This is a genomic window from Bradyrhizobium diversitatis, assembly GCF_016031635.1.
Taxonomy (GTDB): Bacteria; Pseudomonadota; Alphaproteobacteria; order Rhizobiales; family Xanthobacteraceae; genus Bradyrhizobium; species Bradyrhizobium diversitatis.
Genome location: NZ_JACEGD010000072.1, coordinates 1 through 15,343, shown reverse-complemented (window position 1 = coordinate 15,343; position 15,343 = coordinate 1). Strand labels below are relative to the sequence as shown.

19 protein-coding genes are annotated in these 15,343 nt (G+C 65.1%); 11 read left to right on the top strand and 8 right to left on the bottom strand.

Annotated features, from left to right (window positions below; translation table 11 throughout):
- Positions 1-227 (bottom strand): transposase (locus H1B27_RS38590; RefSeq protein WP_197969627.1); only part of this gene is annotated, 227 nt, incomplete at its 3' end.
- A 502-nt stretch (positions 228-729) separates the two neighbouring features.
- Between H1B27_RS38590 and H1B27_RS41345 the strand changes: the two genes are divergently transcribed.
- The gene (locus H1B27_RS41345) at positions 730-1,134 is read left to right on the top strand and encodes a KTSC domain-containing protein (protein WP_376709029.1); all 405 of its coding nucleotides are present in this window, start codon (positions 730-732) and stop codon (positions 1,132-1,134) included.
- Here H1B27_RS41345 and H1B27_RS38580 read toward each other — a convergent pair.
- Positions 1,111-1,896, bottom strand: a complete 786-nt coding sequence (locus tag H1B27_RS38580) for an EF-hand domain-containing protein (protein WP_197969625.1) — start codon at positions 1,894-1,896, stop codon at positions 1,111-1,113. The two genes, H1B27_RS41345 and H1B27_RS38580, sit on opposite strands and share 24 nt — an antisense overlap.
- A gap of 250 nt (positions 1,897-2,146) precedes the next feature.
- Between H1B27_RS38580 and rpe the strand changes: the two genes are divergently transcribed.
- From rpe to H1B27_RS38560, 5 genes are all read left to right on the top strand, one after another.
- Positions 2,147-2,848, top strand: coding sequence for a ribulose-phosphate 3-epimerase (gene rpe, locus H1B27_RS38575; RefSeq protein ID WP_061882929.1), 702 nt, complete (start codon positions 2,147-2,149; stop codon positions 2,846-2,848).
- Between the two features lie 49 nt (positions 2,849-2,897).
- Complete coding sequence (locus H1B27_RS38570) at positions 2,898-3,458, top strand: hypothetical protein (RefSeq protein ID WP_061882930.1); 561 nt, start codon at positions 2,898-2,900, stop codon at positions 3,456-3,458.
- A gap of 131 nt (positions 3,459-3,589) precedes the next feature.
- Entirely contained in the window at positions 3,590-3,724 is a 135-nt protein-coding gene (locus H1B27_RS40935) for a hypothetical protein (protein ID WP_256469037.1), read from the top strand.
- A 4-nt stretch (positions 3,725-3,728) separates the two neighbouring features.
- Entirely contained in the window at positions 3,729-3,908 is a 180-nt protein-coding gene (locus H1B27_RS38565; protein ID WP_061882931.1) for a hypothetical protein, read from the top strand.
- Positions 3,909-3,933: 25 nt separating this feature from the next.
- Complete coding sequence (locus H1B27_RS38560) at positions 3,934-4,116, top strand: hypothetical protein (RefSeq protein WP_061882932.1); 183 nt, start codon at positions 3,934-3,936, stop codon at positions 4,114-4,116.
- Between the two features lie 26 nt (positions 4,117-4,142).
- Here H1B27_RS38560 and H1B27_RS38555 read toward each other — a convergent pair whose 3' ends face one another.
- The 5 genes from H1B27_RS38555 to H1B27_RS38535 all read right to left on the bottom strand — a co-directional run bounded on the left by H1B27_RS38555 (position 4,143) and on the right by H1B27_RS38535 (position 8,497).
- A complete protein-coding gene (locus H1B27_RS38555) occupies positions 4,143-5,582 on the bottom strand; it encodes a serine/threonine protein kinase (protein ID WP_197969624.1) in 1,440 nt (479 codons plus the stop codon).
- Positions 5,583-5,587: 5 nt separating this feature from the next.
- Positions 5,588-6,328 carry a metallophosphoesterase family protein gene (locus H1B27_RS38550; protein WP_061882934.1) on the bottom strand — a complete coding sequence of 247 codons (741 nt, stop codon included), beginning with the start codon at positions 6,326-6,328 and terminating at the stop codon, positions 5,588-5,590.
- Positions 6,329-6,445: 117 nt separating this feature from the next.
- Positions 6,446-7,051, bottom strand: coding sequence for a hypothetical protein (locus H1B27_RS38545; protein ID WP_197969623.1), 606 nt, complete (start codon positions 7,049-7,051; stop codon positions 6,446-6,448).
- Positions 7,044-7,730 carry a DUF2135 domain-containing protein gene (locus tag H1B27_RS38540; RefSeq protein ID WP_061882936.1) on the bottom strand — a complete coding sequence of 229 codons (687 nt, stop codon included), beginning with the start codon at positions 7,728-7,730 and terminating at the stop codon, positions 7,044-7,046. The genes H1B27_RS38545 and H1B27_RS38540 overlap by 8 nt, the downstream gene beginning before the upstream one ends.
- On the bottom strand, positions 7,727-8,497 hold the full coding sequence (locus tag H1B27_RS38535; RefSeq protein ID WP_197969622.1) for a MotA/TolQ/ExbB proton channel family protein: 771 nt from the start codon (positions 8,495-8,497) through the stop codon (positions 7,727-7,729). Before H1B27_RS38535 ends, H1B27_RS38540 begins: the two co-directional genes overlap by 4 nt.
- A gap of 199 nt (positions 8,498-8,696) precedes the next feature.
- Between H1B27_RS38535 and H1B27_RS38530 the strand changes: the two genes are divergently transcribed.
- From H1B27_RS38530 to H1B27_RS38520, 3 genes are all read left to right on the top strand, one after another.
- Entirely contained in the window at positions 8,697-10,064 is a 1,368-nt protein-coding gene (locus H1B27_RS38530) for a sensor histidine kinase (protein ID WP_197969621.1), read from the top strand.
- 7 nt (positions 10,065-10,071) lie between these two features.
- Complete coding sequence (locus H1B27_RS38525; protein WP_061882939.1) at positions 10,072-10,725, top strand: response regulator; 654 nt, start codon at positions 10,072-10,074, stop codon at positions 10,723-10,725.
- Between the two features lie 111 nt (positions 10,726-10,836).
- Positions 10,837-11,142, top strand: a complete 306-nt coding sequence (locus H1B27_RS38520; protein ID WP_197969620.1) for a hypothetical protein — start codon at positions 10,837-10,839, stop codon at positions 11,140-11,142.
- 60 nt (positions 11,143-11,202) lie between these two features.
- Here the strand turns inward: H1B27_RS38520 and H1B27_RS38515 are convergent, their stop codons facing one another.
- Positions 11,203-11,790, bottom strand: coding sequence for a TetR/AcrR family transcriptional regulator (locus H1B27_RS38515; RefSeq protein ID WP_197969619.1), 588 nt, complete (start codon positions 11,788-11,790; stop codon positions 11,203-11,205).
- A gap of 537 nt (positions 11,791-12,327) precedes the next feature.
- On the opposite strand from H1B27_RS38515, the gene purB reads away from it, so the two are divergent.
- Both purB and H1B27_RS38505 read left to right on the top strand, forming a co-directional pair.
- Positions 12,328-13,635: an adenylosuccinate lyase gene (purB, locus tag H1B27_RS38510; protein WP_197969618.1), complete on the top strand. Its 1,308-nt coding sequence runs from the start codon at positions 12,328-12,330 to the stop codon at positions 13,633-13,635.
- 172 nt (positions 13,636-13,807) lie between these two features.
- Entirely contained in the window at positions 13,808-14,980 is a 1,173-nt protein-coding gene (locus H1B27_RS38505; RefSeq protein WP_197969617.1) for a M20 aminoacylase family protein, read from the top strand.
- The last annotated feature ends 363 nt before the right edge of the window (positions 14,981-15,343 follow it).

Below are 15,343 nucleotides of genomic sequence, written 5' to 3'. Positions count from 1 at the left end.
CGGTTCAGATAGCCGTAGATGTAAAGCTTAAGGAGCACCGAGGGATGGTACGACGGCCGACCCGTGGCCGCCGGCTCCACACCCTCAAAGCCCATCTCAGCCAAACCGAGCGCATCGACAAATACGTCGATCACGCGAACTGGGTTGCTCTCGTCAATGAAGTCATCGAGGCATTCGGGCAACAGCGTCCGCTGCCCACGATCCGCCTCTTCAACGAAGCGCCTCATCGATTCCCCCAAAGAATCACAGGAGAATCATAACAGCAGTCCAGTGTTTTCACACAGCCAGGGTCAAAAGCGGTAGCGCTCAGCCCAGCAGAAGATTTCCGATCTTCCCTCAGGAGCTGACATGGCTTTTATGAGTACACGCCCAAAGCGTAATGGCCTTAGGTTGAATCGATCGCGACGGGCTCGGTGCAACCTCTCCCGCTTGCGGAAGAGGTCGCGCCCACCGGGTCGCGCCGAAGGCGCCCGATGACAGGCGCGGGTGAGGACCTTCTCCTATAGGGGATCGTCCCATTTCGGAAACACCCTCTCCCCAACCCTCTCCCGCTAGCGCAGGGCAATTGCATATGGTGCTTTGCGCAAGCTGAGCGCGCGCCTCGTCCTTCGAGACGACAGCTTCGCTGTCTCCTCAGGATGAGGCTAAGTGGCATCGGAGCCCGCTGAAACCAGCACCAGGCACTCGGTCCTCATCCTGAGGGCCCGCCAACGGCGGACGTCTCGAAGGATGGCCACAAGCGATATCACTCTCATATGCGGTTACCCTCCCCCGCAAGCGGCAGAGATAGTGCACTTCCGTTGTAGCGATCGAACGGATCTCATCGCTCTACGCGAGAAACGAAACGGCCTCCAACGCGTTAACAGGCGGACAAGGTGCGCGGCCATGCCCTCTTCCGTGATCCGGTTCTTTCGCTATGCGCCAGAGAAACGCGAGCTCGAGGTAACGTTCGTCAGCGGGCGACTCTATGTTTATGAGGATGTTCCGCCCGAGGTCGTTGCCGCGTTCAGGGATTCGCGCTCGAAAGGGACGTTCTTCAATCGCGAGATCCGCGACCGCTATGTCTATCGTGACATCACGCACCAATATGCGGGTAGCCCTGGAGTGCGCTTACACGCTCATCGACATCGATGAAGCCGACCCCGCCGAAGCCTGCGCCTGACGCTGCATCATTTGCCCGAACCAGTCATAAGGCGAATTGCCGCCGCCGCTGGCATTCGAACTGCTGGAGGCGCCAGGCACGGTGGTCGACATCTTGAAGCCGTCGGCATAGGTGACGGTGGTGGTGGTCGAGCCATCGGCATTGGTCGTCGTGGTCGACGTCGAGCCGCCGCCGGATTGCGACGAGGAGTCCGAACCACCGCCCGAGCCGCCGGCACCCTCAGCGTGATGGCCGTGGCCGCCCCGCAGCGCCTTCGTCATCTCTCCGAGATTGATGTCGCCATCCGCATTCGCGTCCATCTTCGAGAACACCTCGTCGGCCTTGGCCAGATTGGTGCCGCCCGCGCCGAGGGCGTCCTCGAACTCGGACTTGGTGATCTTGCCGTCACCGTCGCCATCGATCTGCGAGAACAGGTCCTTCAGCGCATCCTCGGGACTCTTCGATGCCGAAGACGCCGACCTGATCGAGGATGCGCTGGTCGCGGCGCTCGTGTCCGTCGACTGGCCCTGCGCCGCGAACAGCGCGTTCATCGTCTCCGGCGAGATCTGCGGATATCTGCCCGAGTTGACCGACGGGGCCGCGCCGCTGGTCGTGCTGCTGCCGCTGTCGATTGCGAACGGGTTAGTCGCGCCTTGCGTCGATCCCGTCTTCTGCGTCGATGAGGACGATTTCGAGTTCGTCAGCGACTGGATCGCGCCGAGCGCACTCGAGACCGCACCAAGGGCGAACAACATTGCACAACTCCAACCGATGCGGCATGCCGCAGCCAATGTTCCGGACTGACGTCAGCAAGCGCCATGCCATCGTGAAAAGCTCAATGAAATCCGCCTCCGCCGCGCTCGGCACCGCCGGGGAGCACCGGCAATTCGTGCCGGTCGCGGCAGAAATTTCCGCCCACAGGAAGCGCGGCTTCCCTGCATTGCCCGCCACGGAGGCCCATGTTAGGCGAGGCCATCTTTCACGGCCGCCACGGGAAAACGCGCCATGACCCAAGCCTTCGCCCCCCGCCCCCTGGCCATTGCGCCCTCGATCCTGGCCTCGGACTTCTCCAGGCTCGGCGAGGAGGTGCGCGCGGTGGATGCCGCCGGCGCCGACTGGATCCATCTCGACGTGATGGACGGGCACTTCGTTCCGAACATCTCCTACGGCCCCGATGTCATCAAGGCGATGCGTCCGCACACCAAGAAGATCTTCGACGCGCATCTGATGATCTCGCCCTGCGATCCCTATCTCGAGGCCTTCGCGAAAGCCGGCTGCGACCACATCACCGTGCATGCGGAGGCAGGTCCCCACCTTCACCGCTCGCTGCAGGCGATCCGCGCGCTCGGCAAGAAGGCCGGCGTCTCGCTCAATCCGGCGACGCCGATCAGCGCGCTCGAATACGTCCTCGACCTCGTCGACCTCGTGCTGGTGATGTCGGTCAATCCCGGCTTCGGCGGCCAGGCTTTCATCGCCTCGGCGATCGGCAAGATCCGCGACATCCGCGCGATGACGGCGGGCCGTCCGATCGACATCGAGGTCGACGGCGGCGTCGGCCCCGACGTTGCCGGCGCGCTCGCGGCGGCCGGCGCCAACGCCTTCGTCGCCGGCACCTCCGTGTTCAAGGGCGGCACGCAGGACGCCTACAAGGCCAACATCGCCGCGATCCGCAACGCCGCGCTGGGAGCCCGCGGCGAGGCCATCTGACCTCCATTCGCGCGCCGAACCGGCCTTATGGCCGCAGCGACCAACGGGAATGGATGAGATCCGTGCCACTCCCTTCCTGGCAGGCTTGCGGCGCCTGCTCGCCGAGACCTTGCAGGACGGCGAGCAGGTGGTCTGGCAGGGCCAGCCCGACGGCGTTGCCCGGATGATCATGTGGCGATTTCTGTGGTGGATCGGCTTCCCCTGGCTGTTGCTGACCGCCGTCGCCGCCGGGAACGATTGGATCGACCAAGCGGCCCAACCTCTCATGATGCTTGGCGTTGCGATGGTTGCGGCTCCGCTGGTGATGCTGCTGCACGACCTGCAGACGCTCTATGTGATCACCGATCGCCGCGCGCTGATCCTGCGAACGGCCTGGGGCAGGCGGACCGTCAGCCAGACGCCGTTCCGGGCAATGGACACTGCGTTCGAAATCCTCGACATCGGCGGCGGCACCGGCCATCTCAACTTCGCGTCAGGGCGATCGACCCGTTCGCCCGATACCGACTACACCGGCCGCTACGGGTTTCGCTGTGTTCGAAACGCTCCGCGCATCCGGGATATCCTCGAGGGCGCACGCGCCGGAAAGGTGCGGCGGTCGCCCGCGCAATAAACTGGAGCGCCTCCAGGCGCTGCAGTGGGCAATTGCTGAAAATTGCAACCTCGTTCCGTACTCCTCCGGACTTCCCTGATTCGCGCAAATCACTGCGAGTGGTTCTTGCCTGTTTTTCACGGGAGCACATCATGACGACGACCCTGGTCTGGACTGGCGTGGCGTTGTGGCTTGGTTTCAGTGCGTTTGTTCTGTTCGGCCCTTCGACCGGACCGGTGCAGGTCCCGGCACGTTCGGCGCGCAGCGTCCCTCGCAACCGGATCTGACGCCGTGCAATTCGCGCTCGTGAAGCGCCAGCCGAAGCGCAGGTGCCGTATTCCGCGTCGTCCGCATCCCGGCCTCGACTACTTCTTCGGACGGCTTGAGCTCGCCGAAGGCGAGATGCGGGACGATCCGGGAGAGGAAAAGGCGGACCTGGACTACCCGCTCCGGTCACCGAACCGGCATTGAAGATTCTGGATTGGACTCGATACTGATGAAGCCGCATTGCCCGAACTGCCTGAAGGAAATGACCAAGGCGTCCGCGTCGCGTAACCTGTTCAGTTGCGAGCCTTGCCGCGAGATCATCCAGTATTTTGGCGGCGGCGCGGATCACGGCGAACCCGGCCCGGAATTCTCCTGGCCCATCCGCCGCAACCGCTCCGCCCACGCGGCCTGATCCAGACCCGCAGGACGCCAGGCGGGCTATCCCGCCCTGTCGCCGGAATCTGAGCCGCCGACATTGCCAGCCAGCCGCTGCGGCCGCACCACGGTGACGGTGCAGCTCGCTTCCGCGGCCACCTTGGCCGAGACACTGCCGAGCAGCGTGCGCCTGAACGAGCTCTGCCGTGCGCCGATGATGACGTGGTCGACCTGGTTGGCCTCGGCGAATTCCAGGATCGCGGCGGCGGGATCGACCGACTCCAGCACATGAGCCGTCAGCCGGCTCTCATCCAGCTTGAGCGGCGTCGCCCAATGCCTGAGCGCGACCAGGCGGTCGATATGCTTGTTGGAGCCCTGCTCGTCCAGCGTCCGGTCGATCGCGATCCGGTTCAGCTTGAGCACGTTGACGCAGGCGAGCCGCGCCGACGGCAAGGTGGCGAGGATGCGCTCGGTGGTCACGCGCAACGCCTCGTTCAGCTCCGGTGCGCCCTCCACGGTGTCGAGCGCGACAGCAAGGATCGGGCTCGATGCGATCTGGACGGCGACATCCGATTTCGCGCGCGGCGCCATGGCGCCAAGGTTGAAACGACGCCGCCACGCGACGCTGAGGGGATCACGTTTCACCCGCTCCGAGCGCGCGGTGAGCTTGACCTGGTCCGGATGGGCGAGATCGAAGGCGAGCTGGGACGCCGTCGGGTAGCGCCACACCGGCTCGATCTCGAGACACCGCAACACCACCTCCTGAAGCCAGGGCGGATAGTCCGCGCGGATCTTGCGCGGCGGATGCGGGTCGCGCCAGAGCCGGCGCCGCATCGCGCGCAGCGTCTCGCCCTCGCCGAACGGCCGCTCGCCGGTCGTGAAGAAATAGAGCAGCACGCCGAGCGAGAACAGGTCGCTGCGCGGATCGTCGCGCACCCCTGACAGCCGCTCGGGCGCCATATAGGGCGCGGTGCCGTAAGGCAGGCGGAATTCCTCCTGCAGGAGGTCCGGCAGGTGGTTGTGATGCGACAGCCCGTAGTCGATCAGCACCGCCTCGCCGGAATCGCGGAACATGATGCTGCTCGGCTTGATGTCGTGATGGATCACGTTCTGCCGGTGCAAATCAGCGAGCGCAGTTGCGATCTTGGCGACGAGCTGCCGCGCCTCGTCATAGGGCAGCGGCAGCTCAGGGAGCCGCTTGTAGAGCGTGGCGCCTGGGATGCGCTCGATCACGACATAGGCCTGGTGGGCGAAATCACCGGTGCCGAAGCAGGCCGGCACGTGCGGACCCGCGAGCCGCGGCAGGATCATCATCTCCATCTCGAAGGAGACGATCGCGGCGGGGTCCTCGCCCTCCGACACCCGCGGGATCTTCATCAGCAAGGGCACGTCGATGCCCGGATGGGTGACGGTCCACAGCGTCGCCATGCCGCCGGCATGCACGCATTCACCGATGGTGTAACCGTCGATCTCCGCGCCTGACTTGACCAGGAGTTTCGGCATCGCGGTCAGCGCCCTTGCGACAGCCTGTCGGCCAGCCAGGGCGGCAGTCCGTTGTCGCGGATCCTGCTTGCCGCGGTCGCGATGTCATAGGGTGCGCGGCAATAGATGATCTGGCACGAGACCGTGTCGAACAGCACGAAGGACGCCGAGGGATCGCCGTCGCGGGGCTGGCCGACCGAGCCAAGCACGGCGAGCCATTGCCGTCCGCGCAGGAGCTGCACGGGGACGTCGGTCTTCGGCACGAAGCTCGTCATCTTGGCCGTCACCGACATCGAATAGAGCGCGGGGCGATGGATGTGGCCGCAGAACGTGACATGGGCGGGCGTCGCGATCAGGCTCTTGGCGGCGTCCACCGTCGAGCGGACATAGTGCCAGCGCTGGGGGCTGGAGGCCTCCGAATGCACGAACAGGCGGTCGCTGTCCTCCACCAGCATCGGCAATTCAGCCAGGAACCGCCGCTGCGCGGTGTCGAGCCGGCCGCGGGTCCATTCGATCGCGATCTGCGCCTCGGCGTTCATGGTCTCGGCCGAGGAATTGACCGCCTGGTCGTGATTGCCGCGAACGGCGACGGCGCCCTGCGCAACGAGCTCCATCGCGGTGTCCACCACCCATTCCGGATCGGCGCCATAACCAACGAAATCGCCGAGCAGGACGAAGCGCTCCGCGCCCTTCGCACGGGCGATCTTCAAGCAAGCTTCGAACGCCTGCCGGTTGCCGTGGATATCCGAGAAGACAGCGAGAAGCACGCACCCTCCACCCTCAAATTCTTATTCGAGGCCGATGAGGCCAAATTGAGGGAGGTCAACAGGATGCGCCAACATTGGGCCCTTTGCCAGCACTGCTCTGCGGTGATGGTGAAGGGCCTATTGCTCGTCCTTCGGCGGCATTCGGGGTGGTGGAATCGGGGTGAACACCGCGCCTTCCGCGCCGGCGGGCGTGGCATTGAACTCGCCGGTCGAGGAATCGCCGCCGCTGGTCTCCAGGATGGTCTTCGGGGTCACATATTCCCGGACCATGTCGATCAGGCTGCCGTCGCCGCCGCCGAAATCGGCCGCACGCCCTCCTTGCGGATGACCGGCCGCGATCTCGTTCTCGGCGGCGTGGGTCTTGTCGGCTAGCCGGTCATTGTAGGGCACACGGAAGGCGCGCGGGATGCCGCTCGGGCGATTGTCCTCGTCCAGCGCCTCGACCCAGAGGTAGATCGAGCCGGGATCGCCCTGAAGCGAATGCGGCTCGACGATGCGGGCCTTCAGGAGCTTGAACGTGGCCGGCAGCCGGTCCGTGCTGGCCCAGCCGAGCAGGCCGCGCATTTCGGTGAAGCTGACGATGTAGAAGGTGCTGGTCACGACCACCGCGACCGCCTTCAGTGACCAGTGCAGCCGTGCATAGACCAGAACGACCAGCAGCAGCGCGCCGATGACGGCATAAGCGACCGACAGCGTCAGGATGATCGTTTGCAGGCTAGTCACGGCGGACCCTCGTAGCGTTCCTGCTCACGCCGGTCCTGGGATCGAGATCGCCGCCGTTGCGCCAGCTGCTGCGGAACGTCTCCAGCAGCGATTTCGGCCGCTGATCGACATCGACGACCTTGCCTTCCGCATCGATCCGGAATCGGACCGCGGTCTTTTCGTCGCCGGTGTGGTCGAGCGTGAACTTGTTATCGAAGATCACCTGCGCGGTCGGATTGAGCTTCTGCACCTTCACACTGGCGGTCACAGGCTCGCCGGTGGTGGCGACGAAATGCGAGACGTTGACGGTGTACTCGCCGGCAACGATGCCGCGCACGGTGACGATCTCCTCGCGGATGGGCGAGGCGATCTTCTTGCCGTTGACGATGATGAAGTCATTGGCTCCGCCGCGATCGTCGCGGTCGAGCGTCAGGAAGCCGGCCTCCCGGTGGCGATACCAGGCGATGTTGCCGGCCGGATCCTGCACGAAGAGGTCGAGATCATCAGGATGATTGTCCGGCCAGTCCATCGTAATGATGAACTCCGCCTTGGAGTCGATCTTGCCCTCCTTGGCGTCCGGCGAGACCGCGAGCAGCGCCAGGAAGAACAGGAACGCGATCACCTGGAGCGCCTTGAACAGCATCACACCGAGCGGATCGAACGGCTCCTCGCGCGGATAGAGACCGAAATCATCCATCATGACGGCGCACCGGAACCTTTGCGCTCCAGCACCGGCGTCACATAGGTCTCCGTCAGCAGCACCGCATCCGAGAACACCCGCTGGGTCGCGGCGTCCAGCATGTAGTACTGGATGCGGACCAGGATCGAGCCGACGAGGCCGGCGAGCGTCGTGTACATCGCGACCGCCATGCCGTCGCTCATCAGGCCCATCGAAGATCGCATCGCGACCTTGTCGGCGGCATCCAGCCCCGCGATCGGCGCCAGCATGATGATGAAGCCGATGATGGTGCCGAGCAGGCCGAGCTTCATCAGCGTGTCGGAGACGAAAGCACCGAACCCATTGGAGCCGCGCAGGCGATCGGCGAGGTTTCGCAACAGCAGCGTCTGGTCGACCGGCCGGTAGTCCTGCGCCGCGGCTTTCGTCACCAGGCTCTGGATGTGGTCGCGCACGAGGCCGCTCGGCAGCACCGCCGCGCTTGCATCCAGCGCCTTGCTGCCGTCCGGCGCCGCCAGCACCGCCCGGCAGCGCCGCGCCGCCGCGCCTTCACGCGCAATCGCCCGCGTGCGCAGGAAGCAATGGCCGCAGGTGAGGACATAGAGCGCCGCGATCACGCTCGAGATGTAGGTGCGGTCCGAGGTCAGCATCAGGTGGATCAGGCCGAAGCGCCACAGCAGCACGACGGCGAAGATCGAGAGCCCGGTGAAGATCATCCAGAACAGCAGCGCACTGCGCTCGGACGGGTCGGTCGCAGTCCCCGCGATCGGTCCAATCGTGATCGAACTCATGCTGCACCGCTCCCGGATTGCAGGCACTGCCTGCAGCGTGTCCCCACCGATTAGATCAAAGCCGCCGTTTCAGGTCCAAAGACCCATGCCCAATCCGGCTTGGGAAATCTGCCCAAGCTGCAATCCACCCCAACCACCACAATTGGCAAGACGCGGCGGCGTTGTTAGGCTGACCTTACCAAACGTCGGGGGTGATCGCATGCGCCTCGTGCTTCAGCTTGTCGCCCGTCTGCTGCTCATCGTCGTGCTCTGCCTCGGAGCCGCGACCGTGTGGGCCACCTTCGACGCCTATCGCAGCGTCGATCGGGCGACCGCGGCCTCGGCGCAGCGGGTCGCCCAAGCGCTCCAGGCACTGTATTGGCGCGAGCTTTTGTTGCGCAGCAGCAGAGCGCGCGAGCATCTCCTGCCGGTTCCGGACTGGCGCACGCTGGAGACGATGAAGCTGATCTCGCCCGGCGTCTGCGTCGAGTTCCAGCCGGCTGTGGCATTCGAGAAGCCGCTCTGCGGCCAGAGCGAGGGGCTGGGCAAGGCGGCGCCGCGCTGGTTCGCCGCCATTGTGCCCACCTTCCTCGGCAGCCACGCCGAGGTCATCCGGCCCGTCAGCCCCCGCGCGGCGGCTGCCGGCACGGTGGTTGCGACGCCGGACGGCGCGGCGGCCGTCTCGCTGGCCTGGGAGTACATCCTCAATGTGATCGATGTCGCGCTGCTCATGGCGGCGGCAATTGCGCTGCTGGCCTCGCTCGCGATCGCACATGCGCTGGCGCCGGCGCGCACGATCGTGACCGCCTTGCAGCGCATGGCGCGCGGTCAATATCGCACGAAGCTGCCGCGCTTCCGCTCGATGGAGCTGGCGATGATCGGCAGCGCCGTCGGCGAGCTCGGCAACAGGCTGGAGGAAGCTACCGAGCAGCGCGCCGCCCTGACGCGGCGCCTGATCGAAATCCGCGACGACGAGCGTCGCGCCCTCGCCCGCGAGCTGCACGACGAGTTCGGGCAAAATCTCTCCGCCATTCTCGCCTTCGCCAACACAATCGAGACAGCGAGCACGAAGGATCGCAGCACGGGAATCGCCCAGGATGCGCGCATGATCTCGCAGGCCACCCATCATCTGATGGCCTCGCTCCGCGATGCGCTGAAGCGTCTGCGCAATCCGCTGCCCGAGGAGCTCGGGCTCGAGGCAAGCCTCGTCAATCTCGTCGACAGCTGGCGCTCACAGAGCGCGGCGCGGCCGACGATCCAGCTCGATCTCAGGGGTGACCTCACCGACATCAGCGGTTCGGCCGCCAACACGGCCTATCGCGTGGCACAGGAATGCCTGACCAACGCGCTACGTCACGGCGCGGCGCGCGAGATCAGCCTGCGCGTCGAACGTCGTGCCGGCGAGGGCGATGCGCTGCTGATCCGCGTCGAGGATGACGGCGGCGGCGACGCGGCCCGTGTCGCGCAGTCGACCGGTTTCGGCCTGACGGGCATCCGCGAGCGCGTCACGGCAGCCGGCGGATCGCTGTCGATCCTGCCGGCCCGCGGCGGCCTCAGCGTTGCCGCCACCATCCCGCTCGCTGCGTGAGGCCGGGATGAGCGAGGTTGCAGCAACAGGCATCTCCGTGCTGCTGGTCGACGACCACCCGATCGTCCGGCAAGGCTACCGGCGCGTGCTGGAAAGCCAGGGCGATCTGCATGTCGTGGCGGAGGCCGACAACGCCGCGGACGCCTACAGCGCATTCAAGGCGCATGACCCCGACGTCGTCGTGCTCGATATCTCGATGCCCGGCGCGAGCGGGCTGGAGGCGATCCGCAACATCCGCGCGCGCAGCCCGCGGGCGCGGATCCTCGTCTTCACCATGCACAACGAAGCCGTGCTGGTGAAGGCCGCCTTCGGCGCCGGAGCCTCGGGCTTCGTCACCAAGAGCAGCGAGCCGTCCGCGGTTGTGCACGCCATCCGCAGCGTGGCACGCGGTGAGCGCGCCATGAGCGACGACATCGCGCATATTCTGGCCGAGGACAGCCTGTCGCCGACGGGTTCGGCGCTGGACCAGCTGGGTGAGCGCGAGATCGAGATCCTGCGTCAATTCGCCGGCGGCGCCACCACCGAGCAGATCGCGACGCATCTCAATCTCAGCGTCAAGACGGTGCAGAACTATCACTACCTGATCAAGACCAAGACCGGCGCGCGCACGGATGCGCAACTCGTGCGGCTGGCCGCGACCTGTGGGCTGACCAGGATCTAGCAGTCAGGCTGCCGCACTGCCTTATCCCCTGAAGCTTCTCAATCTGCTGAACGAAATTGGAACGGAGCCGATCCGGCTCCGGTTAGTACGCCAGAGAAGGAGTAAAGGGTCATGAGTAAGGGTCACCATAAGGCAGTCGACCATCCCCCGATCATCACGGTAGGCGAGCTCATCGATGAACTTTGCCGCCTGCCGGACACGGCCGTCGTCCACTTTCGCTGCCCCATGTTCGATCAGGAGCTGACATTCTACCGGCTGCGAAAGCGGTCGAAGGACGCCGTCGAAATCGCCGTCAACGCATATCCGGACAGTCCGCCCGTCGTGCCGTCGCCCGATCATGCCTTCCAAGCGCGAAGACGATCGGCATCCTCGCCGTCGCTTCGCGACGGCGCCGCTCTCCAGAAGACGCGAGGTTGATGAGCCCAGCCTGCATGGGCCCTCCGGCCCCGGAGCATGATCGGGATAAGTCTGCCGCGGTTAGGCCGTCCTCAGCCCGCGCAGCAGCAGAGCGAGCGTCGCATCGACGCGCGCGGAGAGATCGGCGTCCTTCCACTCGTCGGCATGGGCCGGATGGTGGAAGCGGACGGTCGCATCGAAGATCGCGCGCGCGGTTGCCTTGACGTCGCCCACCGCGAATTCGCCCCGCTTCACGCCATCGGTCAGGATCGCCGCGATCTGGTCGATCATGGTGTCCTTGTGACATTTGACGGCCGCGCAGGCCTCGCGCGCCAGCGTCAGGTAGGTCTCGAACATTTCGGGATCGTCGAGCACACGCGAACGCTTGGCTGCGAACAGCGTGCGCAGCCAGCGGTCGAGCCTGTCGTGCGCCGACCCCTGCTCGTTGGCGATCGCCAGCAACGGCGCGTCGATGCGGTCCAGCCAGCGTTTGGCAACGGCCTCGCGCAGCGAGGCCTTGCTGGGGAAATGGCGATAGACGCTGCCATGGCTCACATCGAGCGCACGGGCAACGTCGACCACGGTGGCCTTGGCAAGCCCGTAGCGCCTGAGCACGTCCTCGGTGACTTCGAGGATCCGCTCCGGCGTCAAGACAACGGCTTCATTCATGCCAGCACCATGTTCCCGTTTGGGGCTCAGTTACCCGGCACTAGGGCTGCTTCCGAAGCGCCCTTGCCGGTCGTTCGGAAAGCCTATGCCTTAATGAGGCAGTTTTGCAGCCTGCGCCGCGATCTGGCGCGCCACCAGCAAATTGAGCCAATGCCCAATTACGCCGGTGAAATTGAGGATTTCGGTCGTCATTGTCGTAAGTCTCCATTCGTCCGCGGTCCCCGTTCTTCGATCCGGGGTCACGCGGGACGCCCAATCGGAGCGTCCGGAGACGGATATACATGTCTCGCTGACAGATTTCAATATCTGTCAGTCAATGATCCGTGATTGACCGCTGATTTCTGTGGCCGGGGGAGGCCCCTCGCCGGATACCGCTACCGGCCGAACCTTGGCGTTGGCTGCCTGCTTCAATCATCCCCTGCTAGCTTGCGCCCGCTGTTTGTTCAGGCCTCCCAGCTCTGCTAAATCACGGCGTAAAAAACATTCTGGCCGGCACATCCCCCTTGGGCCGCCCGCCTACCTTGCTGGAGCCTTCAGATGATCCCCCGCTACACCCGCCCGGAAATGGCCTCGATCTGGGAGCCGCAGACCCGGTTCAAGATCTGGTTTGAGATCGAGGCGCATGCGGCGGACGCGCTCGCCGAGCTCGGAACCATCCCCAAGGAGGCCGCCAGAACGGTCTGGGCCAAGGCCAAGGACGCCACGTTCGACGTCGCCCGCATCGACGAGATCGAGCGCGAGACCAAGCACGACGTCATCGCCTTCCTCACCCACCTCGCCGAGATTGTCGGTCCCGAGGCGCGCTTCGTGCACCAGGGCATGACCTCCTCCGACGTGCTCGATACCTGCCTCAACGTCCAGCTCACCCGCGCCGCCGACCTGTTGCTCGCCGACCTCGACAAGGTGCTGGCCGCGCTCAAGAAGCGCGCGTTCGAGCACAAGATGACACCGACCATCGGCCGCAGCCATGGCATCCATGCCGAGCCCGTCACCTTCGGTCTCAAGCTCGCTTATGCCTATGCCGAATTCACCCGCGCCAAGGAGCGCCTGATTGCAGCGCGGAAAGAAGTCGCGACCTGCGCCATTTCCGGCGCCGTCGGCACCTTCGCGCAGATCGATCCGCGCGTCGAAGAGCATGTCGCGAAAGCCATGGGGCTTGTGCCGGAGCCGATCTCGACGCAGGTGATCCCGCGCGATCGTCACGCCATGTATTTCTCGACGCTCGGCGTGATCGCCTCCTCGATCGAGCGCATCGCGGTGGAGATCCGCCACATGCAGCGCACCGAGGTGCTGGAGGCCGAAGAGTTCTTCTCGGAGGGGCAGAAGGGCTCGTCCGCGATGCCGCACAAGCGCAACCCGGTGCTGTCGGAGAACCTCACCGGCCTCTCGCGCATGGTGCGCGCCTATGTGACGCCGGCGCTGGAGAACGTCGTGCTCTGGCACGAACGCGACATCTCGCACTCCTCCGCCGAGCGCATGATGGGGCCGGATGCCACCGTGACGCTCGACTTCGCGCTGGTGCGCCTCGCCGGGCTGATCGACAAGCTTCTCGTCTATCCCGCCAACATGCAGAAGAACCTCGACCGCCTCGGCGGCCTCGTGCATTCGCAGCGCGTGCTGCTGGCGCTGACGCAGAAGGGCGCGAGCCGCGAGGATGCCTACAAGCTCGTGCAGCGCAACGCCATGCCGGTCTGGCGCGGCGAAGGCGACTTCCTCCAGCTCCTGAAGAAGGACACCGAGGTGAAGAAGTATCTCTCCGACACCGAGATCGAGGAACAGTTCGACCTCGGCTATCACCTCAAGCACGTCGACACGATTTTCAAGCGCGTGTTCGGGGAAGCGTAAATCGTAGGGTGGGTTAGCCTTGCGGCCTGCGCGCAGCGCAGTCCGCTGGGCGTAACCCACCTCTTGTCGCTCCCGCTGAGACAAACAGTGGTGGGTTACGCCGCGCAGATGCGCTATGCGCATCTGCAGGGCTAACCCACCCTACCAACGACGACAGAAAACGGATCCCCCCATGCCCATCGTCAACCGCGTTGCCGCCCTCTCCGACGAAATGGCCGCCTGGCGCCATGACTTCCACGAGAACCCCGAGCTGCTCTACGAAGTCCACCGCACCGCCGGCATCGTGGCCGACAGGCTTCGCGAGTTCGGGTGCGACGAGGTGGTGACGGGCATCGGCCGCACCGGCGTGGTCGGCGTGATCCGCGGCCGCAAGTCAGCCTCCGGCAAGGCCATCGGCCTGCGCGCCGACATGGACGCGCTGCCGATCATGGAGACGTCGGGCGTGCCCTATGCCTCCAAGGTCCCCGGCAAGATGCACGCCTGCGGGCATGACGGCCACACCGCCATGCTGCTGGGCGCCGCCAAATACCTCGCCGAGACCCGCAATTTCGACGGCACGGCCGTGATGATCTTCCAGCCCGCCGAAGAAGGCGGCGGCGGCGGCAAGGCGATGGTCGAGGACGGGCTGATGACGCGCTGGAACATCCAGGAGGTGTACGGCATGCACAACATGCCGGGCCTGCCCGAGGGTCATTTCGCGACCACGCCCGGCGCGATGCTCGCGTCCTCCGACAACATCCAGATCACCGTCCGCGGCAAGGGCGGGCACGCCGGCGCAGGCCCGCACAAATCAGTCGACAGCGTGCTGATCGGCTCGCAGATCGTGAATGCGCTGCAATCGATCGTCGCGCGCAACGTCGACCCGCTGAAATCGGCGGTGATCTCGATCACGCAGTTCCATTCCGGCACCGCCTTCAACATCATCCCGGAGGTCGCCGAGCTCGGCGGCACCGTGCGCACGCTCGACCCCGAGGTGCGCGATCTCGTCGAGCGCCGCATCGGCGAAGTCGCCGACAGTATCGCCCGCGCCTATGGCGGCTCGGCCGAGACGAAGTACACGCGGATGTACCCGGTGACGATGAACCATGCCCGCGAGGCCGGCATTGCCGCCGAGGTCGCCCGCGACATCGTCGGCACCGAGCGCGTCAACGACAAGTTCATCCCGATGATGGGCGCCGAGGATTTCTCCTTCATGCTGGAAGCACGCCCCGGCGCGATGGTGCTGGTCGGCATGGGCGACGGCAACGAGTGCCACCACCCGGGTTACATCTTCAACGACAACATTCTGGGCCACGGCGCCTCGTTCTGGGCGCGCCTGGTCGAGACGCGGATGCCGGCGGGGTAGCACCGCCTTCGCGCTTGTAGCTTGTAGCCCGGGTGAGCGAAGCGACACCCGGGAAAGCCACACCGGCTAGTCGTCCGTGAAGAGCGGCTAAGCGATTGAGCTAGAATCGCATTTGTCTTTGTGGGCTGTTTTGCGATTGCAGGGTTTTGATGCTTGGGGCATCGGAACCTTGCAATTTCATTTTCAGGATTCCGTCGAATCGCCAGTCATGATTCCGTCGTCGCATCGGAGGTGGCGATGCGACCGAAGAAGCACAGGACGACGGAATCGGGCGATCTGTTCCGGGCCAGGCTGGACCAGATCATCAATATGAAGCACGAGCTGGTTCAGCTTGCCGGCAAGGTCGATTGGGACTGGATCGAC